Source organism: Pseudomonas sp. PDM09, assembly GCF_014852305.1.
Taxonomy (GTDB): Bacteria; Pseudomonadota; Gammaproteobacteria; order Pseudomonadales; family Pseudomonadaceae; genus Aquipseudomonas.
On record NZ_JACVBI010000011.1, the window covers coordinates 159,946 to 182,518 of the forward strand.

The window sequence follows — 22,573 nt, forward strand, 5'->3', positions numbered from 1 at the left end:
GCGAGCCTGCTCGCGATGACGGCGGCACACTTAGCAATTATTTGACTGATACACCGCTATCGCGAGCAGGCTCGCTCCCACACTGGATCTCCACTATTCCAATGGCATTACTGTGACCCGAACCTCCGGATCATGGCTGCCACCGCCCAGGATCACTCCACGCAACGGCGACACATCGGAAAAATCCCGGCCCCAGGCCAGGGTGATGTGTTCCAGCGCTGGTTGCACATTATTGGTCGGGTCGAAATCCACCCAGCCCAGCACCGGACAAAATACCGACACCCAGGCATGAGACGCATCGGCACCGATCAGCCGAGGCTGGCCCGGTGGTGGCTGGGTCAGCAAGTAGCCGCTGATATACCGCGCGGCTAATCCACGGGAGCGCACACAAGCGAGCATCAAATGTGCAAAGTCCTGGCAAACCCCGCGCCGCCTCTCCAGCACTTCCACCAGCGGCGTCGCCACTTGGGTCGCTTCGGCGTCGAAGGTGAATTCGCTGAAGATCTTCTCCATCAACGCCTGAACCCCCAGCAGCAATGGCCGGCCAGGAGGAAAACAACTTTCGGAGAACTCAACGAAGTTGCGCTTCAAATGCACGTAAGGTGATTCGAACCGGTAACGGCAGGCTTCAAGTATCTCGGGTGACAGCGGCTGACTGCTGTAGGTCAGTGCGTTGCAGGTTTCTTCCCAGGCTGGTGATTGGTTGAAGTCCAACGATGGCCGGGCCAGCACTTCGACCGTCAGGCTGGCATTGACCAGCAACTCATCGTGCGGCCGCTCGAATGCCAATCGGGTCAGCGGATTACCAAACACATCCAGCTCATCCCGGCGCGAGGTCGGATCGGGACTGATCTGCAATTGCTGATCGGTGCAGCGCTGCCAAACGCAAGCCCGCGGCCACAGGTGCGCCAGTTGCTGGGCCAGGGATACCGGGCTGTCATAGTGATAGTGGGTGTCGTGGAAAATCTGGTAATGGGCATTCATCAGACGGACACCGTGCGTTGGCTGACATCATCGACATGGGCGAAATGGCGCAAGGCCAGGCGATCCGATACTTGTCCGCTGGCATCGGCGATCTCCTGCAACAGATCGGCCAGCCCTTCTATGGCGGCACGGACACTGGCCTCGCCAAATAGTGGGTTTTCCAGGCAACCCAGATCGAAGCGCGCCAGCCGCTCCACCAACTGTGGCAGACCTGTTTCGCGCGGCGCACCAAAGTCGTCGTTCAAGCGTTTCAACGTGCGGGTCACCAGTTTCAACTGGAACAACACCGCGTGAGGGTTCTGCTCGTCGAGTAGCAACAGGTCCAGCACCGGGATCAATTGCGCCACCGCCAGATACCGCGAGCGGTAGGTGATGCTGCTGTTGCCCAGTTCCAGCAGCCATTCCAGCCCGGCCTGATCGAAAGTCCCGGCGCCACGCAGAAATGCCGCCAGACTGCCGCTGAGGAATTGCAGCCGCTCGATCCGCCGACCGATCATCAGGAAACGCCAACCTTCGTCCCGAGTCATATCGTCAAGGGCAAAACCGGACAGCGCCGCCAGCGACATCACCAGCCGGTTGAGGAAATCCAGCAGCTCGCCGAAATCAGGCTCTTCGGTTTCCAGTTCCATGGCCTCGCGCTGCAATTCCACCAGCGCTTGCCAGTTCTCTCGCGAGAGCTTGCCGCGTACTTGCGACGCCGCCCACTGCAAGCGTTGCAGGTTGGAGCGCAGGCTGAACGGCCAGTCATCGCCGAGCAGCGCAGCCAACAAGCGCTCCGGCAACTCGCCCTCCTCCGGCAACAGATTCAGGCGTTCACCGAGATCGACTGCCGCCTCCAGGGCTTGCGGGTCATCGCCATCGACATAGCGCGCGAGCATAATGCGCAGCAGCCGTGCACTGTCATCGCAGCGCTCGCAGTAACGGCCGAACCAGAACAGGTTCTCGACCACCCGCGATGGCAGATACGGATCACGTCGTACCAGATCGTGAACGCCAATGTTGCGCTGGGCTTTCCATTGTTCGCCGTTGGGCGGACGATCGCCCAACACCCAAGTGTCCTTGCTGGCGCCGCCGCGCTGCATCGACACCACTTCGGCGTCGGCTTCGGCGGCAACCCGGGTCAACCCGCCGGGCAGTACTCGATAGCCGTCCCGACTGGCCACCGCATACACACGCATGCCAATGGCCCGCGGTTGCAATTGACCACCTTCGGCCTGCCAGATCGGCGCCTGGGACAGTTGCGCCAATTCTTGCGCAACATAGGCGTAAGGCCGTGCCTGCATGCGCTCGGCCAGTGCCTGGCGCTGTTTTTCACTCAAATCACGACCAAACACCGGGGCGAAGCTTTGCGACGGAAACGCCGGTTTGATCAACAGCTCCGGCAGCTTTTCCAGGGCCTGGGCCAGCACCGGCGCTTCGCCGCACCACCAGGTCGCGATGGACGGCAGAATCAGCTCTTCGCCGAACAGATACTGATTAATCTTCGGCAGGAAACCCAGCAACCCTGGCGACTCCAGCACGCCGCTGCCGAGGGCGTTGGCCACCAGCACCCGGCCCTGACGCACAGCTTCGAGCAGCCCCGGCACGCCGAGGGCCGAGTCGGTGCGCAGCTCCAGCGGGTCGCAAAAATCATCGTCGAGCCGACGCATGATCGCGTGGACCCGACGCAGGCCGCTCAAGGTTTTCAGGTAGACCGTGGCATCCCGCACGGTCAGGTCGCCGCCCTCTACCAATGGATATCCGAGCTGGCGAGCCAGATACAGGTGTTCAAAATAGCTTTCGTTGAAACGCCCCGGCGTCAGTAGCACCACCAGTGGCGCTTCGTCATCGCTCGGCGCCTGACGAGCGAGCGTTTCCTGGAGCGTGCGAAAGAATCCGGCCAGGTGCTGCACCTTCAAATCTCGGTACAGCTCGGGAAAGGCCCGGGACACGATGGTGCGGTTTTCCAGCGCGTAACCGGCACCGGATGGCGCTTGAGTCCGGTCCGCCGTCACCCACCAGCGACCGTCAGGGGTGCGCGCCAGATCCACGGCGTACAGATGCAAAAAGGCCCCGTCGGGCGGCGAAATACCCTGACAGGGCCAGAGGAAGTTGTTGTGACCGAACACCAGCTCAGCCGGCAGCAGGCCTTCGGCGATCAAACGCTGAGGGCCGTACAGATCCGCCAGCACAGCATTGAGCAAGCGCGCCCGCTGAGCGATCCCGGCCGATAACTGTTCCCACTCATCGGCGGCAATCACATGGGGCAGCAGGTCCAACTCCCATGGCCGGTCAGCGCCCTTGGGGTCGGCGTAGACGTTATAGGTCACGCCGTTTTCCTGGATCTGTCGGGTCAGCAGCGCCTGACGCTGCACCAGTTGCGCTGGCGTGCTGCGTTGCAATTGATCGAACAGCCGCCGCCAATGCGGGCGCACGGCGCCGCTGTCGTCGAGCAGTTCGTGATAAGTGCCCGCGGTCAGCGGGTAGCGGTCAAGCAGGTCAGGCATGGAAAGCTCGGCAGACAGCAAAGAACGGTCAGACTAACGCAGGCTCATGACGCCCGGATATACGAAAAATCCGAGCGTCGCGTACGGTTTAGAAACGTCGCAAATCGAGAGTCATCGGCAGCTCGTCGTTGATTTCCAGATTCGGTATAGGAAGTTTCCCAGGCGTGTGTCCGACACGGAAGAAACGCGCCATCCGCCGGCTCTCGGCCTCGTTGGCGTTCACCGGCAGGCTGTCGTAGTTGCGCCCGCCCGGATGGGCCACGTGGTACTGACAACCGCCCAGCGAACGCCCCATCCAGGTGTCGAGCACGTCGAACACCAGCGGCGCATGGACCGGGATGGTCGGTTGCAGGCAGTTGGCCGGTTGCCAGGCCCGAAAGCGTACGCCGGCGACGAACTCACCGACCCGACCCGTGGGTTGCAATGGCACCGGGATGCCATTGCACGTCAGCAGATAACGCTGAGGCGGCAGGCCGCTGAGCTTGACCTGCAAACGCTCCAGCGACGAATCCACGTAACGCACCGTACCACCCGCCGCACCTTCCTCGCCGAGTACATGCCAAGGCTCGAGCGCCTGACGCAACTCCAGCTCAATCCCGCTGACCGCATAGTCGCCGACCTTGGGAAAACGGAATTCCAGATGCGCTGCGAACCACTCGGCCCGCACGGGATAACCGGCGGCATTGAGGTCGACAATGACGTCAGCGAAATCCTGCTCGATAAAGTGCGGCAACAGGAACCGGTCGTGCAGCTCTGTGCCCCAGCGCGCCAGTTTCGGCGGCGCATAAGGCTCGCGCCAGAACCGCGCCACCAGCGCCCGCAGCAACAACTGCTGAGCCAGGCTCATTCGCGCATGGGGCGGCATTTCAAACGCTCGCAACTCTAACAATCCGAGGCGCCCGGTGGCGCCGTCCGGCGAATAGAGTTTGTCGATGCAGAACTCGGCGCGGTGGGTGTTGCCGGTCACGTCGATCAGCAAATTGCGCAGCAAGCGATCCACCAGCCAGGGTGGACACTCCTCGCCCGGCTTCGGCATCTGAGCGAAGGCGATTTCCAGTTCGTACAGCGAATCGTTGCGCGCCTCATCCACCCTCGGCGCCTGAGACGTCGGGCCGATGAACAATCCGGAAAACAGGTAGGACAAGGATGGATGGTTATGCCAGTAACTGATCAGGCTGCGCAGCAGATCGGGACGGCGCAGAAACGGTGAGTCAGCCGGGGTCGCGCCACCCAATACGAAATGGTTGCCGCCGCCGGTCCCGGTGTGCCGGCCGTCGATCATGAACTTCTCGGTGGTCAGTCGCGTCTGGCGCGCCTCTTCATAAAGAAACTCGGTGCGCTCCACCAACTCATCCCAGGTGGCGGACGGCTGGACGTTGACCTCGATCACGCCCGGATCCGGAGTAATGCGAAAGTTGCTCAGGCGCGGATCGCTCGGCGGTTCATAGCCTTCCAGCAACACTGGGCAATGCAATTCCTCGGCGGTGGCTTCGATGGCGGTGACCAGTTCCAGATAGTCCTCGACCCGCTCCAGTGGCGGCATGAACAGGTACAACCGGCCTTCTCGCGCTTCGGCGCAGAAGGCGGTGCGGGTCAGCCAGTCGGCGGACTCGTCGATCTTTGGCGCACGCTCGTTGGCCGCTTGCGGTTGAGCGTGATGCTGTAGCTGGTCAGTGCCTGGCAGCTCAGGGAAATCCTGATTCGGGTCGACAGGATGAATGAACGGGTACTCCGCTGCCTTCACCCAGGGCTGCGAACCGAGTGGCAAGCGATACCCCAGCGGCGAATCCCCCGGCACCAATCGGCAATGCTCTTCCCGCAGATACCAGCGACCGCTCTGCCACTGATCGCCCTTGGCGGTGCGCGCCAGCGGCAGGACCTGGCCAATCACCTTGTCCAGCCCCTGACTGAAGACTTTGCGCAGTCGCGCACGCTCCAAAGGCTCTTCGAGACGTGAGTCTTCGGCGCTGACGTTCTGCGGCAAAGCGCCTTCGCGCCAGAGGTAATAGAAATTGTCTTCGTAGGCCGGGAACACAAAGCGTGTCGGAATTTTCAGGCGTTCGGCGACACTCGCCAGAAAACGCCCGGCCAACTCGCCATCGGCGCCATAGTCTTCCTGCTCATCGGCGATCAATGCGCTGTTGTGCCAGATCTGTACGCCATCGCGGCGCCAGTAGCAGTTCAGCGACCAGCGCGGCAGTTGCTCACCGGGATACCACTTGCCCTGACCAAAATGCACCAGTCCCTTGGGCGCGTAATGCTTGCGCATGCGCTGGAACAGTTCGGCCGACAGCCTACGCTTGTCGGGCCCAAGCGCTGCAGTGTTCCACTCCGCGCCGTCCGGGTCATCGATGGAAACGAACGTCGGCTCGCCGCCCATGGTCAGGCGCACGTCGCCTTCAAGCAGGTCGACATCGATCTGCCGGCCCAATGCCTGAATCGCCAGCCATTGGTCCTCGGTGTAGGGCTTCGTGACTCGCGGCGCTTCCCAAATCCGCTCGACCGACATTTCGTGGGTGAATTCGCACTCGCACGGTTCTACCAGGCCACTGATCGGTGCCGCAGAGGACGGATCGGGACTACACGCCAACGGAATGTGTCCTTCACCGGCAAACAGCCCTGAAGTCGCGTCCAGGCCGATCCAGCCAGCGCCAGGCAAATAGACCTCGCACCAGGCGTGCAGGTCAGTGAAGTCCACTTCGGTGCCCGAGGGGCCGTCGAGGCTTTTGACATCGGCGGTCAACTGAATCAGGTAACCGGACACGAAACGCGCCGCCAGGCCGAGGTTGCGCAGCAACTGCACCAGCAACCACGCCGAGTCGCGGCAGGAACCGGAGGCATGCTCAAGAGTGTGTTCCGGGGTCTGTACGCCTGGTTCCATGCGAATCAGGTAGCCGATGTCTTCGCTGAGGCGCTGGTTGAGCGCGACCAGGAAATCCACGCTCGGTAGCGGCGTGCGATCGATGCCGTCCAGATAGGCCTTGAATTTCGGCGTCAGGGGCAAGGTTTCCAGGTACGGCGCCAGCTCTTTGCACTCATCCGCGGCATAGGCGAAAGGGATCTTTTCGGCGTAGGGCTCGAGGAAGAAGTCGAACGGATTGAACACCGCCATCTCCGCCAGCAAGTCGACCTCGATCCGCAGCTCATCGGTTTTCTCCGGGAACACCAACCGCGCCAGGTAATTGCCCTGGGGGTCCTGCTGCCAGTTGATGAAATGCTGCTCGGGCGAGACTTTCAGCGCATAGGACAGTATCCGCGTGCGGCTATGGGCAGCCGGGCGCAGGCGAACGATCTGCGGACCGAGCTCGACGGCGCGGTCGTAGCGGTAATGCGTGACGTGATGCAATGCGACATGAATCGACACGGCGTGCCTCCTGCGAGCCTTAAGCGTTATCGAAAGCGCGCAAGACTTATGCCATCCGGCAGGCTGGCGCTTTCACAGATTTGCTCAGGGCAGTACAGCACCAAAATCGGGCGATGCGGGAAATTGGTTTGGGAGAGTTGCACATAAATGTGGCGGAGGGAGGGTTGGGGCTTGATCGTTCCCACGCTCTGCGTGGGAATGCAGCCCGTGACGCTCCGCGTCACTGGACGCGGAGCGTCCCTTGAGGCATTCCCACGCGGAGCGTGGGAACGATCACGCCAACCCGAAGGTTGGCGTTCTGTTCAGCTCAAACGAGACTTAGCGCGGCACTACCGGCTTGCGCGCAGGCTTGGGCCCCTTGCCTTTGGCCGCATCCTTGCGCTCCTTGGCCGCCTGCTGGTTGCGGGCGAATGCCGCGGCCTTGGCCTGTTCACGCTTGTCCCACGGGTTACCGCCATCGCTGGCACGCGGTGGCAGACCGGTGTGCTGGGTCAGGATCTTGGTGGTCTTTTCCCCGGCCACTTTGTGGCTGCCGGCCGGTGTCGAGTTCTTGCGACGGGCGCTCTGGTAACTGTCGGTCGCCGGTTGATGCAGCGGGATCAACTGGTTCTTGCCCGGCCCGATCAGATCGGCGCGGCCCATGCGGGTCAACGCTTCACGCAGCATCGGCCAGCCTTTGGGGTCGTGATAACGCAAGAACGCCTTGTGCAGGCGACGCTGTTCTTCGCTCTTGACGATGGTCACGGCGTCACTCTTGTAAGTGACCTTGCGCAGCGGGTTCTTGCCCGAGTGGTACATCGCGGTAGCGGTAGCCATCGGCGACGGGTAGAACGCCTGCACCTGGTCGGCACGGAAACCGTTGCCCTTGAGCCACAGGGCCAGGTTCATCATGTCTTCGTCGGTGGTGCCCGGGTGAGCGGCGATGAAGTACGGAATCAGGTACTGCTCTTTCCCGGCTTCCTTGGTGTACTTCTCGAACATGCGCTTGAACTTGTCATAGCTGCCGATGCCCGGTTTCATCATCTGGTTGAGCGGACCTTCCTCGGTATGTTCCGGGGCGATCTTCAGGTAACCACCAACGTGGTGGGTCACCAGCTCCTTGACGTATTCCGGCGACTCGACCGCGAGGTCGTAACGCAGGCCGGATGCGATCAGGATCTTCTTCACACCCGGCAAGGCACGGGCGCTGCGATAGAGCTGGATCAGCGACGAGTGATCGGTGTTGAGGTTTTCACAGATGCCCGGGAACACGCAGGACGGCTTGCGGCACGCGGATTCGATGACCGGGCTCTTGCAGGCAATGCGGTACATGTTCGCGGTCGGGCCGCCGAGGTCGGAGATCACCCCGGTGAAGCCTGGCACCTTGTCGCGGATCTCTTCGATTTCGCGAATGATCGACTCTTCGGAACGGTTCTGGATGATCCGGCCTTCGTGCTCGGTGATCGAGCAGAACGTACAGCCACCGAAGCAGCCGCGCATGATGTTCACCGAGAAGCGGATCATGTCGTAGGCAGGAATCTTTTCCTTGCCGTACGCCGGGTGCGGAACCCGTGCGTAAGGCATGCCGAACACGTAGTCCATTTCTTCGGTGGTCATCGGAATCGGAGGCGGGTTGAACCAGACGTCCACTTCGCCATGCTTCTGCACCAGCGCACGGGCGTTGCCCGGGTTGGTTTCCAGGTGAAGCACGCGGTTGGCGTGGGCGTAGAGCACCGAGTCGCCACGGACTTTTTCCATCGACGGCAGGCGGATGACCGTTTTCTCCCGGGTGAGGCGCGGGTTCGGCAGCAATTGCACGACCTTCGCTTCGTTCGGGTCTTCAACCGGCCCCTTTTCCTGCTCGATCGCGCAAGCCTGGGTGTCCTGGGTGTTCACGTACGGGTTGATGATCTTGTCGACCTTGCCCGGACGGTCAATGCGCGTGGAGTCGATCTCGAACCAGTCTTTTGGCGTGTCACGACGAATGAACGCGGTGCCACGCACATCGGTGATGTCTTCGATCTTGTGACCGAATGACAGACGCTGGGCGACTTCGACAATCGCACGCTCGGCGTTGCCGTAGAGCAGGATATCGGCGCAAGCGTCGATCAGGATCGAGTTGCGCACCCGGTCCTGCCAGTAATCGTAGTGGGCGATGCGGCGCAGGGAGGCTTCGATGCCACCGAGCACGATCGGCACGTGCTTGTAGGCTTCCTTGCAGCGCTGGCTGTAAACCAGGCTCGCGCGGTCCGGACGTTTGCCCGCCAGGCCACCGGGGGTGTAGGCATCGTCGGAACGGATTTTCTTGTCGGCGGTGTAGCGGTTGATCATCGAGTCCATGTTGCCGGCCGCGACGCCGAAGAACAGGTTTGGCTCGCCGAGCTTCATGAAGTCGTCTTTGGACTGCCAGTTCGGCTGCGCAATGATCCCGACGCGGAAGCCTTGGGCCTCCAGCAGCCGGCCGATGATCGCCATGCCGAACGACGGGTGGTCGACGTAGGCATCACCGGTGACGATGATGATGTCGCAGGAATCCCAGCCAAGCTGATCCATCTCCTCCCTGCTCATCGGCAGGAATGGCGCTGGCCCGAAACATTCGGCCCAGTACTTGGGATAGTCAAATAACGGCTTGGCTGCTTGCATGTCGATAACCGGTGTTGGCTTTCATTGAATTTCGCGGGCGCGGAATATAGCACAAAATTTGACCAATTCCGACGGCTATGGTCGGAAATTGCGGCGACCCCATCGCGGGCAAGCCCGCTCCCACAGGTTCGGTGTGATCCCTGTGGGAGCGGGCTTGCCCGCGATGGGGCCCTCTCAGGCACTACACAACTTATTCGTCGTCGAAATTGTAGCTGCCCGGCGCCAGGTTTTCGAAGCGGGTGTACTTACCGATGAACGCCAGTCGTGACGTGCCGATCGGGCCGTTCCGCTGCTTGCCGATGATGATCTCGGCGATGCCTTTATGCTCGGTTTCCGGGTGGTACACCTCATCCCGGTACACGAACATAATCACGTCAGCATCCTGCTCGATCGCTCCGGATTCCCGGAGGTCGGAGTTGATCGGGCGTTTGTTCGGTCGTTGCTCCAGGGAGCGGTTGAGCTGAGACAGCGCCACTACGGGGCAGTTGAATTCCTTGGCGAGGGCTTTCAAGGAACGGGAGATCTCGGAAATCTCGTTGGTCCGGTTGTCGCCGCCGGAACCTGGAATCTGCATCAACTGCAGGTAGTCGATCATGATCAGGGCGATGTCGCCGTGTTCACGCACCAGACGCCGGGTCCGCGCGCGCATCTCCGAGGGGCTGATACCTGCCGTGTCGTCGATGAACAGCTTGCGATCGTTCAGCAGGTTGACCGCCGAGGTCAGGCGCGGCCAATCGTCGTCGTCCAGGCGACCGGCCCGGACCTTGGTCTGGTCGATACGCCCAAGGGACGACAGCATACGCATGATCAGCGATTCGCCTGGCATCTCCAGCGAGTAAACCAGTACGCACTTGTCGCTGCGCAACACGGCGTTTTCCACCAGGTTCATCGCAAAGGTGGTTTTACCCATGGACGGACGGCCGGCGACGATGATCAGGTCGGCAGGCTGCAAGCCGCTGGTCTTCTCGTCGAGGTCGGTATAACCGGTGGACAGGCCGGTGATGGCGTTGTCGGTGTTGAACAACGTGTCGATGCGGTCGATAGCCTTGGTCAGCAGGTCATTCACACTCACCGGGCCGCCGGTTTTTGGCCGGGCCTCGGCGATCTGGAAGATCTGCCGCTCAGCTTCGTCGAGAATCTCTTCAGCCGTGCGGCCTTCCGGGTTGAAAGCGCTGTCGGCAATTTCGGTGGCGATGCCGATCAGTTGCCGTAAGGTCGCCCGCGCACGAACGATTTGCGCATAGGCCTTGATGTTGGCGACGGACGGCGTGTTTTTCGCCAGCTCACCCAGGTAGCCGAGGCCACCGACTTGCGAGGTCTGACCTTCCTTGTCCAATTGCTCGGCAAGGGTCACGACGTCGATGGGGGAGTTCTGGTCGGCGAGCTTGGCGATCGCACGGAAGATCAAACGGTGGTCATGACGATAGAAATCGCCGTCCGAGACCTGATCGAGCACGCGTTCCCAGGCGTTGTTGTCCAGCATCAGACCACCGAGCACGGCCTGTTCGGCCTCGATGGAATGCGGCGGCACCTTCAGGGCAGCGGTTTGCAGATCGTATTGCTCGGGAGCGGAAATATCGTTCATGGCCACTTGAAATTAGTTTGTAGAAAATCAGGAACCGCAGAAAGACAAAGGGCACGACCTGTAAACAGGATCGTGCCCGATGTTACCGGCAAGCACCCGAGGGTGCCAGCCGACAAGTGCTGCTTAAGCTGCTACCACGACAACGCGTACGGTGGCTTCAACTTCGGCGTGCAGGTGCACGGCTACGTCGAATTCGCCTACGTTGCGGATGGTGCCGTTCGGCAGACGAACTTCGCTTTTTGCAACTTCAACGCCAGAGGCGGTCAGTGCATCAGCGATGTCGTGGGTGCCGATCGAACCGAACAGCTTGCCTTCGTCACCAGCGGTGGCAGTGATAGTCACTTCCAGCTCAGCCAGTTGGGCGGCACGGCTTTCAGCCGAAGTTTTACGGTCTGCTGCGGCTTTTTCCAGCTCAGCGCGACGCTCTTCGAACGCAGCCAGGTTGGCAGCGGTCGCAGCGGTAGCTTTGCCGTAAGGCAGCAGGTAGTTACGACCGTAACCAGCCTTAACGTTCACTTTGTCACCCAGGTTGCCCAGGTTGGTGACTTTTTCCAGAAGGATCAGTTGCATGTGAAAATCCTCTTAACTTTTAACCTTCACCGTTCGCGTTATCGGCATCTTTCGGTGCCGAACGACCGCGAAAATCAATCAGGCTGTCGACGATGGCCAAGACCACCAGCAACGGATAGATCAGTTGCATGAACAGCAACAGCGTGACGTACAACCCCACCAGCCAGAATTTGGCCAGTCGCTTTTGCGCCACCAGCCCGTGAATCAGGGCCAGCCCGGCGAACACCAGCGGTACGCTGCACAACGGTGTCAACATGGCCATCTGCGAGCCTAAGTTAGGCCCCAGAAGCATCAACACCAGCAGCAACATCGCCGGTAAAAGCGGGATTCGGATGGCGCGAAACTCGCGACCAAAACCACCCGGGTTGTACAACAACGCCTGCCAGTAGCGCCCGACAATCAGGCTCAGCACACTGACGATTTGCAACAAGGCCGCAATCAGGCCGGTCAGGACCGGAGCAATCAGGGACGCGAAACGCGCTTGCTCGTCTACCGACAATTGCTGGTAGACATCACCGAGTAGCGACGGCATGACTTTTATCAAAGCCTGCGCCAGCATCTCGATCTGGGGCGCAAAAGCCGCCCCCAGCACCACTGAAAACACCAATCCCATCGCTATGCTGACCAGCAGCACGCGGTTCCAGGACTCGCTTGCGCGCAAAACCAACGCAAGGCTCGAAGACCCCAGCAGCACCAGAAGTGCCCGTGGGTCGTCGGAGTAAAGCCACCAGATCAACGCCGGCAGCAGTCCCAGAGCAAGAACGCCCAAGGCGTCCTTCAATCCGCGCCGCAGGAGCACAAGGCATCCGGCGGCAGCACCCAACCAATACAACAACGGCAACGTTGCGCATCCGGCCACTACCAGAGTGGCCTGCATACGGCCGCGCATGATGAACTCAGCTAAGGCGCGCATGCATTCAATCCTTTGCTACGTGTCGACTGCCCGGTCTCAGCGGCCGTGGCTGTCGGTGTAGGCCAGCAGGGCCAGGAAGCGGGCGCGCTTGATAGCGGTGGCCAGCTGACGCTGATAACGAGCTTTGGTACCGGTGATGCGGCTTGGAACGATTTTGCCGGTCTCGGATACGTAAGCTTTCAGAGTGTTGAGATCTTTGTAATCGATCTCTTTCACGTCTTCAGCGGTGAAGCGGCAGAATTTACGACGACGGAAGAAACGTGCCATGTAATAGGCTCCTCAAAAGGTCCGTGGATTACTCGTCAGCGTTATCGCTGGCGTCGCTGTCATCACCATCAACGCTATCAGCGTCGGAGTGCTCAGGACGGTCGCGACGCTCACGGCGCTCACTGCGGTTTTCTTCAGCCTTGAGCATCTCGGATTGGCCGGTAACGGCTTCTTCGCGACGGATGACCAGGTTACGGATCACTGCATCGTTGTAGCGGAAGTTGTCTTCCAGCTCGGCCAGGGCCTTGCCAGTGCATTCAACGTTCAGCATCACGTAGTGAGCCTTGTGAACATTGTTGATTGCGTAGGCCAGTTGACGACGGCCCCAATCTTCCAGACGGTGGATTTTGCCGCCGTCTTCTTCGATCAGCTTGGTGTAACGCTCAACCATGCCGCCGACTTGCTCGCTTTGATCCGGGTGGACCAAAAAGATGATTTCGTAATGACGCATGAATGCTCCTTACGGGTTGTAGCCTGCCGCTCAAAAGCGGTCAGACAAGGAGTGAATGACACTTATGGACTTGCTTGCGATAGACACATGCGTGCCTGCCGTCACAGCAAGGGGCGCAATTGTAGAGAAGGGACAAGAGAGGCGCAAGGCAATTGGTGATTATTTGAACAACCACGATTATTTGCCCAAAACACAAACCACGGTGGGAGCTAGCCTGCTAGCGATGAGGAAATAACATTCAACATTGATGCTGAATGTTACTCCGCCATCGCTAGCAGGCTAGCTCCCACAGGAGAGGTTTACCGCTGAATCAGGACTTCTTGGCAGCAACCTTCGCCTTGGCGCCACGCTGACGCAGGGCCTCGAACAGGCACACGCCAGTCGCCACGGAAACGTTGAGACTGCTGACACTGCCCGCCATTGGCAGACGCACCAGGTAATCGCAAAGATCGCGAGTCAGGCGACGCATTCCGCTGCCTTCCGCACCCATGATCAGGATGGTCGGGCCGGTCAGGTCTTGCTGATACAGATCCTGCTCAGCCTCGCCCGCTGTACCGACAACCCACAAGCCACGCTGCTTGAGTTTTTCCAGGGTGCGCGCCAGGTTGGTTACCGCCACCAACGGAATCACTTCCGCCGCGCCGCAGGCGACTTTACGCACCGTCGGGGTCAGGGTGGCTGACTTGTCCTTTGGCACGATCACCGCCAGCGCACCCGCCGCATCGGCGGAACGCAGGCAAGCACCGAGGTTGTGCGGATCGGTCACGCCGTCGAGCACCAGTAACAGCGGTGCGCCTTCAGTGCGATCGAGCAATTCGTCGAGCATCGCTTCGCCCCAGACCTGACTCGGACTCACGTCCGCGACCACGCCCTGGTGCACGCCATCTACCCACGCATCCAGTTCACGACGCTCAGCCTGACCGACCGCTACGCGATTTTCGGCAGCGAGTTCGATCAACGTCTGTACCCGCGGATCACTGCGGCCTTCAGCCAGCCAGATCTGCTTGACGCGCTTTGGGTGGTGACGCAGTAACGCTTCTACAGCGTGCACGCCATAGATCTTTTCCAACTGACTCATGACTTGGCCTTAGGTTTACGCGCCCCGCCGCTTCTGGCGGCTGGAGCGGAACCCGCTTTTGGCGGGCCTTTACGGTGTTTGCTCGGTTTTGCTGGCTTGCCGCCGGAGGCCTTCTCAGGCGCCGACCGCCCGGTCTTTCCCCCAGACGCCGCTTTACCGCCGCTTTTCGCTTCAGACAGCAACGCCTGTTTCAGTTCACGACTTTTGCGCAACTCGGCATTTTTTGCCGCGGCATCGCTCGGGCGATAGGCTTCGACAGCCTTTTCCTTGGCAGGACGACGGCCGGTTTTCGCCGGCGCCGGCTCTGCGGCTGTTTTTGTAGAAGAGGCAGCCGGAGCAGCGGTTTCAGCCCCACGCTTCTTGCGGCCGATCGGCGCGCTGATGGTTTTTTCAGCCATCTCGAAATCGATCTTGCGCTCATCGAGGTCGACGCGCATGACGCGAACTTCAACGGTGTCGCCAAGGCGGAAGCTGCGACCGGTACGCTCACCGGCGAGGCGGTGGTGTACAGGATCGAAGTGGTAGTAATCGCCCGGCAGCGCGGTGACGTGCACCAGGCCTTCGACGTAGATATCGGTCAGTTCGACGAACAGACCAAAACCGGTCACGGCAGTGATCACACCCGGGAACGACTCGCCCACACGGTCTTTCATGAACTCGCACTTGAGCCAGTTCACCACGTCGCGGGTCGCTTCGTCGGCACGGCGCTCGCTCATCGAGCACTGCTCGCCGAGCTGCTCCAGGATCGCTTCGTCGTACGGATAGATGCGCGCTTTCGGGATGGTCATCGCACCGGCACGGCGAACGTGCGGGGTGTCCATTTTCGAATGGATGACGCTGCGAATCGCCCGGTGCGTGAGCAAGTCCGGGTAGCGGCGAATCGGCGAGGTGAAGTGGGTATAGGCTTCGTAATTCAGGCCGAAGTGGCCCTGGTTATCGGCGCTGTACACCGCTTGGCTCAACGAACGCAGCATGACGGTCTGGATCAGGTGGAAATCCGGACGGTCCTTGATGCTCGCCAGCAAAGCCTGGTAATCCTTCGGCGACGGACCATCCTTGCCTTTGTGCAGGGACAGACCGAGCTCGCCAAGGAAGGCGCGCAGTTTTTCCAGACGCTCCGGCGGCGGGCCGTCGTGGACGCGATACAGCGCAGGGATTTCGTGCTTCTTCAGGAACTCTGCAGTGGCCACGTTGGCCGCCAGCATGCATTCCTCGATCAGCTTGTGGGCGTCGTTGCGAACGGTCGGACGGATTTCGGCGATCTTGCGCTCGGAGCCGAAGATGATCCGGGTTTCCTGCGTTTCGAAATCGATCGCGCCACGCACGTGACGGGCCGCCAGCAGAACCTTGTACAGCGCGTACAGCTGCTTGAGGTGTGGCAGGACGTCGGTGTACTCACCACGGAGCTGACGCGCTTCGGTGGCTTTCGGGGTCTCCAGCATGGCGCTGACCTTGTTGTAGGTCAGGCGAGCATGGGAATGAATCACCGCTTCGTAGAAGCAGTAGTCGGTCATTTCGCCGGATTTGGAGATGGTCATCTCGCAGACCATCGCCAGCCGATCGACGTGCGGGTTCAGCGAGCACAGACCGTTGGACAACTGCTCAGGCAGCATCGGCACGACGCGCTCGGGGAAGTACACCGAGTTGCCACGAACCTGGGATTCGTTATCCAGTGCCGAACCGATTTTCACGTAGCTGGAAACGTCGGCAATCGCCACGTACAACTTCCAGCCACCGGAGAACAGGCGTAGCTTGCCCGGCTTGGCTTCGCAGTAGACCGCGTCATCGAAGTCGCGTGCATCTTCGCCGTCGATGGTCACGAACGGCAAATGGCGCAGGTCGATGCGCTTCTCTTTGTCTTTCTCTTCGACTTCCGGCTTGAGCTTGGCGGCTTCCTTGAGCACCGCTTCAGGCCAGACGTGAGGAATATCGTAGGTGCGCAGGGCGACATCGATTTCCATGCCCGGCGCCATGTAGTTACCCACGACTTCGACCACGTCGCCTTGCGGCTGGAAGCGTGGCGTCGGCCAGTGAGTGATCTTCACTTCGACGAATTGACCGATCTGGGCATTGGCGTTACGGCCCGGAGTCACCAGCACTTCTTGCTGGATCTTCGGATTGTCCGCGACGACGAAACCGATACCGCCCTCTTCGAAGTAACGACCGACGATGGTCTCGTGGGCACGGGACACCACTTCGACGATCATGCCTTCACGGCGACCGCGACGGTCCAGGCCGGAAACACGCGCCAGGGCACGGTCGCCATCGAACACCAGACGCATTTGCGCCGGGCTCATGAACAGGTCGTCGCTGCCGTCGTCCGGGACCAGAAAGCCGAAGCCGTCACGGTGACCGCTGATGCGGCCCAGGATCAGGTCGAGCTTGTCCACCGGCGCATAGGTGCCGCGACGGGTATAGATGAGTTGAGCGTCGCGCTCCATGGCGCGCAGGCGACGACGCAGGGCTTCGATCTGGTCTTCTGTGGTCAGACCAAACTCTTCGACCAGCTGTTCGCGGTTAGCAGGCGAACCTCGATCAGCAAGGTGCTGAAGGATCAGTTCGCGGCTAGGAATAGGGTTTTCATATTTTTCCGCTTCACGAGCGGCCTCGGGATCGAGGGACTGCCAATCGGCCATTAGAGAGTTTTCACCTTGTCTATATGCGGGTTAGTTTGGCATAGGCGTAATGAAACGGGAAATTTCAGGCTATGACAGCCTATCTAAAGCCCTTTATCGACATCGCAAAGCTGATTTGAATACCACTGGAGAAATTTTCCAGGTTTTTTCGATGTCGGGGGTTTACAGTTAAAAAGACGCTCCGTATAGTGCGCGCCATCGACGACGCACACGCGCTGCCGATACTGCCCAGATGGTGAAATTGGTAGACACGCCAGCTTCAGGTGCTGGTGACCGCAAGGTCGTGGAAGTTCGAGTCTTCTTCTGGGCACCAATTTCGAGCTTGAGATTAGAACAATTTCAAGGCTCACACAAAAACCCGCGAAAGCGGGTTTTTGCATTTAAGGCTTCCGGTTTATTAAAATTAAATCAGGGGTTTACAGATCAAAATGCTCTCCGTATAGTGCGCCACATCAACAGCGGCAACGCTTGCGATTATGCCCAGATGGTGAAATTGGTAGACACGCCAGCTTCAGGTGCTGGTGACCGCAAGGTCGTGGAAGTTCGAGTCTTCTTCTGGGCACCAATTCAAATTCAAGGTCACGATCTTGAATTTCACAGAAACCCGCGAAAGCGGGTTTTTGCGTTTCTGGTTTTCGAAAACCCCAAGCCATTACTTCCCTGTGGCGAGGGAGCTTGCTACCGCTGGAGCGCGAAGCGCTCCTCATCATTCCAATAGTTACACCGCACTCTCAGGATTTACGACTGCTTCGCAGCCGAACGGGAGCAAGCTCCCTCGCCACAAAAACTCGCCCCCACCCCTCTAGCAAACACTCCTCAGACCCGCAAGACGCACATGAGAAACAATATCGTTTATCATTGTTACAAGTTTTTGCAATGCGACAGTGAGGAACCCTGCGAATGATGTTTCGAAATACCCTGCGCCGCGGCCTGACCATCACCCTGCTCGGCCTGACACTCGCCACTCCCCTCACCCAAGCCGCCGATCCGGTTTCCCTGACACTCTATAACGGCCAACACAAGGAAGTCGGCGACGCCGTCGCCAAAGCCTTCGAAGCCAGGACCGGGATTCACGTCAATGTGCGCAAGGGCAGCAGCAACCAGCTCGCCAGCCAGATCGTCGAAGAAGGTGATCGCTCCCCCGCCGACGTGATCTACACCGAAGAATCCCCACCACTGAACAAACTCGGCGAACAAGGCCTGCTGGCTCAGACCGACGCCGCCACCCTCGCCGTTCTGCCAAAGGACTACGTCGCCGGCAACGGCACCTGGATCGGTATCACTGCGCGAGTCCGCGTGGTTGCGTTCAATCCCAAGTTGATCGATGAAAAAGACCTGCCCAAGTCGGTAATGGAATTCTCCGACCCGAAATGGCAAGGCAAAGTCGGCTTCGTGCCCACCAGCGGCGCATTCCAGGAACAGGCCGTAGCGATCATTAAAGTCCACGGCATGGACGCCGCCGAAGAATGGCTCACCGGCCTGCGCGCTTTCGGCAAGACCTACAGCAACAACATGGTCGCGCTGAAGGCTGTGGAAAACGGCGAAGTCGCCACCGTACTGGTGAACAATTACTACTGGTTCGCCTTGCAGCGTGAAAAAGGCCAGCTCGATTCGAAACTGCATTACTTCACCGGCGGCGACGTCGGCGGGTTGATCACCGTTTCCAGCGCCGCTGTACTGAAATCCAGCAAACATCCAAAAGAAGCCCAGCAATTCCTCGCCTACATGGCCAGCGAAGAAGGTCAGCGCGTGATCACCCAGACCACCGCCGAATACCCGCTGCACAAAGGCATGGAATCGGATCGCGGCCTCAAGCCGTTCAGCGAACTGCAAGCGCCGAAAGTCACGCCCGCCGATCTCGGCAACGCCGAAGAAGCCCTGGACCTGGAACGTGACGTTGGCCTGAACTGATGAGCGCATCGTTATCTGCCCTCGCCTTGCGTGGGGGCTACGTGCCACGGCGCAAGCGGCCGTCGATCTGGTTGTTGCTGCCGGTTTTGCTGCTGGTGGTGCTCAGCCTGTTGCCACTGGCTTATGTCAGCCTCAAAACCTGGCAAGCAGGCTGGGCCGAGGCGCTGCATCTGTTGTGGCGCCCTTACGTGCTTGGCCTGCTGCGTAACACGCTGGCGCTGATGGTGGGCGTCACCCTGGCCTGCGGCGTGATTGGCCTGTCGCTCGCCTGGTTGCTGGAACGCAGCACTCTGCCAGGTCGACGGCTATGGGGCGTGATCCTGTGCCTGCCGTTCGCGGTGCCTGCATTTGTCAGCAGCTTCACCTGGGTCTCCCTGAGCGCTCACTTCGAAGGGCTAGGCGGCGCGATTCTGGTGATGACCCTGTCCAAATACCCGCTGATTTTTCTGCCAGTGGCGGCAACCCTGCGCAATCTCGATCCGTCCCTGGAGGAGTCCGCACGTACCCTGGGGCAGAATCGCTGGGGCGTGTTCTTTAAAATCACCCTGCCTTTGCTCTGGCCGTCACTGCTGGCCGGTTCGCTGCTGATTGCGCTGCACATGCTGGTGGAGTTCGGCGCGCTGTCGATCATCGGGCTGCAGACTTTCACGACAGCGATCTACCAACAGTTCGAGCTGGAATTCAGCAACGCTAACGCAGCGATGCTCTCGGCGGTGCTGTTGGCGCTGTGTCTGGTGCTGCTATGGCTGGAGCTACGCGTGCGTGGCAAGGGCCGACATGTGCGCACCGGCCAGGGCGCGGCGAGGCAGGCGCAACAGGTTCGCCTGGGGCCATGGACGACTGTCGGACAGCTTTACTGCCTGCTGCTGGCGATCATCGGCAGCGGCATTCCGCTGGGGATGCTGGCTTACTGGCTGATGGTAGGTTCGTCGGCGGCGTTCCCGGTCGCCGCGATCAGCGAGGCGTTGTTGTCGTCCCTGGCGCTGTCTCTCGGTGGTGCGGCGCTGTGCCTGGTGCTGGCGGTACCGGTGGGATTGTTGGTGGTGCGCCATAAAGGGCGACTGGCAATCTGGGCCGAGCGCCTACCGTATCTGCTGCATGCGCTGCCGGGATTGGTGATTGCGCTGACTCTGGTGTATTTCGCCCTGCATTATGTGCCGATGCTGTACCAGACCTCCGCGCTGCTGCTGATTGCTTATGCGCTGTTGTTTCTGCCGTTGGCGCAGGCACCGATTCGTACGGCGCTGAACAAGGCAGCACCGCAACTGGAAGAGGCCGCACGCACGCTGGGAGCGTCGTCCTTCAGCGCGTTTTGTCGGGTGACGTTGCCGATCATCTTCCCTGCCTTGGGGGCAGCCTTTGCGCTGGTGTTTCTGGATGCGATGAAGGAGCTGACGGCAACGCTGCTGCTGAGTCCCACCGGACTGAATACGCTGGCGACAGAAGTCTGGGCGCATACCGCAAATGTGGAGTTCGCGGCGGCGGCGCCTTATGCGGCGCTGTTGATTGTGGTATCTGGGTTGCCGGTTTATCTTCTAACGACTCGGATGTATTTGAGCCGCTGATAAAGCAAAAAAGATCGCAGCCTTCGGCAGCTCCTACAGGGAAACGCATATTCCTGTGTAGGAGCTGCCGAAGGCTGCGATCTTTTGATCTTCAGGCCCTGAACTGCCCCAGACTCGCCTTCAACTGCGCCGCCAAGCCATCCAGCACTTTGCCACTGGCCGTGGTTTCCACCACCGCCTGAGCAGCCTTTTCAGCTTGAGCATGAATGGTCTCAACCCGCCCACGCACGGCCTGCGCACCTTGCGCCTGATGCGCCGCAGCCTGTGTCGCCAGACCGATCGCCGCATGCACCTGCTCGACCGACGCCTGCACCGACTGCTGCAACCGCGCACTGTCGCGCAACACCAGCAACCCTTCGCTGGCCTGACGTCCGGCCTGCCCGATTGCCGCGACGGCCTCGCGCGCGCCCTGCTGCAACGCAACAATGTGAGCCTGAATGTCGCCGGTTGAGCTCTGAGTCTTGCTCGCCAGTGCCCGCACCTCATCCGCCACCACGGCAAACCCGCGACCGGTCTCGCCGGCACGCGCCGCTTCAATGGCCGCGTTCAACGCCAGCAAGTTGGTTTGTTCGGCGATCCCGTGAATCACCGTCAGCACCACTTCAATCTGCTCACTTTGCTGCGCCAGGCGCTCGATGACTTTCGCGCCGGTGTCGACTTGTCCGGCCAATGCCTCAATGAGACTGCCGACTTTCGCCGAGGTCCGGGTGTTTTCATCCGTGGCCTGACGAATGCCCACCACCTGCTGCAAAGCGGCCTGCATGGCGTGGCTTTCAGACTGAGCTTCGTCAGCCATTTGCGATAACGCGCGCAAGCTTTCGGCCACTTCATCGCGCTGCATTCCCGCCGCGGCATCGGCGCCGGCATTGCGCAGGGTCATGGCGCCGATTTCCACGCCGGTCCGCTGGGCCACATCGCCCGCCTCCCGCACGATCGGCTGCAACTTATCCACAAAGCGATTGACCGCCGAGGCCATGTCGCCAATCTCGTCCTGGCTGTTGATCTGCACACGCTTGGTCAGATCACCCTCACCTGCCGCCAGGTCATCCATGGCGGCGATCAGCAGCTTCAAGCGATTGACCACCCGACGACCCAGCACCACCGCGAGCAACAGCAGCACACCAAAACCTACCAGCGCCAGGCCCATGCCGATGCGCCAGCGCAAAGTCCCGGCAGCTTCCTGCACGGCAGTGGTGGTATTGGCTTTCATTTCAGTGGCGGTGGACTGTGCCGATTGCAGGCGCCCGCGCATCGCCGTCGCGCTGTCAGCTGCCGCGCCTTTGAGGCTGTCACCCACCAGTTGATCGCTGCTGGCGATCAGCGCCGAGAATCGCTTGTCCAGCGCCGCCACATCGGTTTCCACGGAGGCGGTCGAGACGCCCATCAACACCTTGCCGATCTCCACCCCATTGGGGTTGATCGAGGCTTCAAGGTAGTAGACCGACGGATCGTTCTTCGCCGCATCCAGTACCTTGTCCAGCGCCCGCTCGCCCTGACCTTTTTCCAGAAGCGCCTTGTTGATCGGGTTCTCCCGGTTGAGGTAGCGCGTCAGGTGCTGGCCCGTGGCGTCGTCGTAGACCACGAACAAAACGTTGGGATTACGCTGGGCACGGCGAGCGAATTCGGACAGGGTAGGAATGTCGCTGTCCCACATGGCGCGAGGTGCGACCGAAGCCAGAAGCTGCGCCATGTCGTTGGCCGAATCCTTCAGGTCCTTCTCCAGCGTCGTACGCAATTGCGCCTGTTCGTCCTTCAGACGCGAAGACAGCCCGGCCGTCAGGCGCTGACGGGTACTGGTGGACAGGCTATCCAGGCTCGACGTGACTTCACGACCTGCCTGCTCAAGCTCACCAGAGAGCTTTTGGCTATCGGCGTCCAACCGCATACCCAAATCAGCTTCCAGCGCAGTCACTGTGCTCCGGGTCAGAGCGACAGCTACCAGCACCTGCACCAAAAGGGCGATACCTAGGGTAACGAACACGGGCCGCAAGAGACGGCTTTGTAACAGTGAGAGAACGGCCGACACTGAAAATCCCTCTGCTTTGACGCCATCAAATTGATAGCACGTCAGAAACGATGCTTTTTCAATGTTCACAGCAAAGGTCATGCCGTTCGACAGGCATAAACGACAAAGGCCCCAA

The 22,573-nt window shown here is 60.3% G+C and carries 14 protein-coding genes and 2 tRNA genes; 4 read left to right on the forward strand and 12 right to left on the reverse strand.

What is annotated here, in order from left to right; all coding sequences use genetic code 11:
* Positions 1–93 precede the first annotated feature (93 nt).
* The 11 genes from IB250_RS24460 to rnr form a co-directional block, all read right to left on the reverse strand.
* Entirely contained in the window at positions 94–984 is an 891-nt protein-coding gene (locus IB250_RS24460) for a transglutaminase family protein (protein ID WP_192345952.1), read from the reverse strand.
* Positions 984–3,470 (reverse strand): circularly permuted type 2 ATP-grasp protein, encoded by a 2,487-nt coding sequence (locus IB250_RS24465; protein ID WP_192345954.1) that lies wholly within the window; start codon positions 3,468–3,470, stop codon positions 984–986. Before IB250_RS24465 ends, IB250_RS24460 begins: the two co-directional genes overlap by 1 nt.
* A gap of 88 nt (positions 3,471–3,558) precedes the next feature.
* Complete coding sequence (locus tag IB250_RS24470) at positions 3,559–6,834, reverse strand: DUF2126 domain-containing protein (RefSeq protein WP_192345956.1); 3,276 nt, start codon at positions 6,832–6,834, stop codon at positions 3,559–3,561.
* A 318-nt stretch (positions 6,835–7,152) separates the two neighbouring features.
* Positions 7,153–9,456 (reverse strand): YgiQ family radical SAM protein, encoded by a 2,304-nt coding sequence (locus tag IB250_RS24475; RefSeq protein WP_192345958.1) that lies wholly within the window; start codon positions 9,454–9,456, stop codon positions 7,153–7,155.
* Between the two features lie 190 nt (positions 9,457–9,646).
* Positions 9,647–11,041 carry a replicative DNA helicase gene (dnaB, locus tag IB250_RS24480; RefSeq protein ID WP_008068885.1) on the reverse strand — a complete coding sequence of 465 codons (1,395 nt, stop codon included), beginning with the start codon at positions 11,039–11,041 and terminating at the stop codon, positions 9,647–9,649.
* A gap of 123 nt (positions 11,042–11,164) precedes the next feature.
* Positions 11,165–11,611 (reverse strand): 50S ribosomal protein L9, encoded by a 447-nt coding sequence (gene rplI, locus IB250_RS24485; RefSeq protein WP_003197251.1) that lies wholly within the window; start codon positions 11,609–11,611, stop codon positions 11,165–11,167.
* A 19-nt stretch (positions 11,612–11,630) separates the two neighbouring features.
* Positions 11,631–12,524, reverse strand: coding sequence for a hypothetical protein (locus tag IB250_RS24490; protein WP_007902692.1), 894 nt, complete (start codon positions 12,522–12,524; stop codon positions 11,631–11,633).
* Between the two features lie 36 nt (positions 12,525–12,560).
* Positions 12,561–12,791 carry a 30S ribosomal protein S18 gene (gene rpsR / locus IB250_RS24495; RefSeq protein ID WP_002551829.1) on the reverse strand — a complete coding sequence of 77 codons (231 nt, stop codon included), beginning with the start codon at positions 12,789–12,791 and terminating at the stop codon, positions 12,561–12,563.
* A 28-nt stretch (positions 12,792–12,819) separates the two neighbouring features.
* Complete coding sequence (rpsF, locus tag IB250_RS24500; RefSeq protein WP_095052890.1) at positions 12,820–13,242, reverse strand: 30S ribosomal protein S6; 423 nt, start codon at positions 13,240–13,242, stop codon at positions 12,820–12,822.
* Between the two features lie 310 nt (positions 13,243–13,552).
* Positions 13,553–14,320: a 23S rRNA (guanosine(2251)-2'-O)-methyltransferase RlmB gene (gene rlmB, locus IB250_RS24505; protein WP_192345960.1), complete on the reverse strand. Its 768-nt coding sequence runs from the start codon at positions 14,318–14,320 to the stop codon at positions 13,553–13,555.
* Positions 14,317–16,956, reverse strand: coding sequence for a ribonuclease R (gene rnr, locus IB250_RS24510; protein ID WP_192345962.1), 2,640 nt, complete (start codon positions 16,954–16,956; stop codon positions 14,317–14,319). The genes rlmB and rnr overlap by 4 nt, the downstream gene beginning before the upstream one ends.
* Positions 16,957–17,182: 226 nt before the next feature.
* Between rnr and IB250_RS24515 the strand changes: the two genes are divergently transcribed.
* The 4 genes from IB250_RS24515 to IB250_RS24530 all read left to right on the forward strand — a co-directional run bounded on the left by IB250_RS24515 (position 17,183) and on the right by IB250_RS24530 (position 20,432).
* A tRNA-Leu gene (locus IB250_RS24515) sits at positions 17,183–17,269 on the forward strand.
* Positions 17,270–17,434: 165 nt separating this feature from the next.
* A tRNA-Leu gene (locus tag IB250_RS24520) sits at positions 17,435–17,521 on the forward strand.
* A gap of 335 nt (positions 17,522–17,856) precedes the next feature.
* Entirely contained in the window at positions 17,857–18,867 is a 1,011-nt protein-coding gene (locus tag IB250_RS24525) for an iron ABC transporter substrate-binding protein (RefSeq protein WP_192345963.1), read from the forward strand.
* Positions 18,867–20,432 carry an ABC transporter permease gene (locus IB250_RS24530; RefSeq protein WP_192345965.1) on the forward strand — a complete coding sequence of 522 codons (1,566 nt, stop codon included), beginning with the start codon at positions 18,867–18,869 and terminating at the stop codon, positions 20,430–20,432. The genes IB250_RS24525 and IB250_RS24530 overlap by 1 nt, the downstream gene beginning before the upstream one ends.
* Before the next feature lie 91 nt (positions 20,433–20,523).
* On the opposite strand, the gene IB250_RS24535 is transcribed toward IB250_RS24530, so the two are convergent.
* Positions 20,524–22,458: a methyl-accepting chemotaxis protein gene (locus tag IB250_RS24535; RefSeq protein WP_192345967.1), complete on the reverse strand. Its 1,935-nt coding sequence runs from the start codon at positions 22,456–22,458 to the stop codon at positions 20,524–20,526.
* Positions 22,459–22,573: the final 115 nt, after the last annotated feature.

Coding starts and splice junctions, on each gene's coding strand:
- IB250_RS24460 (WP_192345952.1), bottom strand. CDS start 984: ATGAATGCCCATTACCAGATTTTCCACGACACCCACTATCACTATGAC.
- IB250_RS24465 (WP_192345954.1), bottom strand. CDS start 3,470: ATGCCTGACCTGCTTGACCGCTACCCGCTGACCGCGGGCACTTATCAC.
- IB250_RS24475 (WP_192345958.1), bottom strand. CDS start 9,456: ATGCAAGCAGCCAAGCCGTTATTTGACTATCCCAAGTACTGGGCCGAA.
- dnaB (WP_008068885.1), bottom strand. CDS start 11,041: ATGAACGATATTTCCGCTCCCGAGCAATACGATCTGCAAACCGCTGCC.
- rplI (WP_003197251.1), bottom strand. CDS start 11,611: ATGCAACTGATCCTTCTGGAAAAAGTCACCAACCTGGGCAACCTGGGT.
- IB250_RS24490 (WP_007902692.1), bottom strand. CDS start 12,524: ATGCGCGCCTTAGCTGAGTTCATCATGCGCGGCCGTATGCAGGCCACT.
- rpsR (WP_002551829.1), bottom strand. CDS start 12,791: ATGGCACGTTTCTTCCGTCGTCGTAAATTCTGCCGCTTCACCGCTGAA.
- rpsF (WP_095052890.1), bottom strand. CDS start 13,242: ATGCGTCATTACGAAATCATCTTTTTGGTCCACCCGGATCAAAGCGAG.
- rlmB (WP_192345960.1), bottom strand. CDS start 14,320: ATGAGTCAGTTGGAAAAGATCTATGGCGTGCACGCTGTAGAAGCGTTA.
- rnr (WP_192345962.1), bottom strand. CDS start 16,956: ATGGCCGATTGGCAGTCCCTCGATCCCGAGGCCGCTCGTGAAGCGGAA.
- IB250_RS24525 (WP_192345963.1), top strand. CDS start 17,857: ATGATGTTTCGAAATACCCTGCGCCGCGGCCTGACCATCACCCTGCTC.
- IB250_RS24530 (WP_192345965.1), top strand. CDS start 18,867: ATGAGCGCATCGTTATCTGCCCTCGCCTTGCGTGGGGGCTACGTGCCA.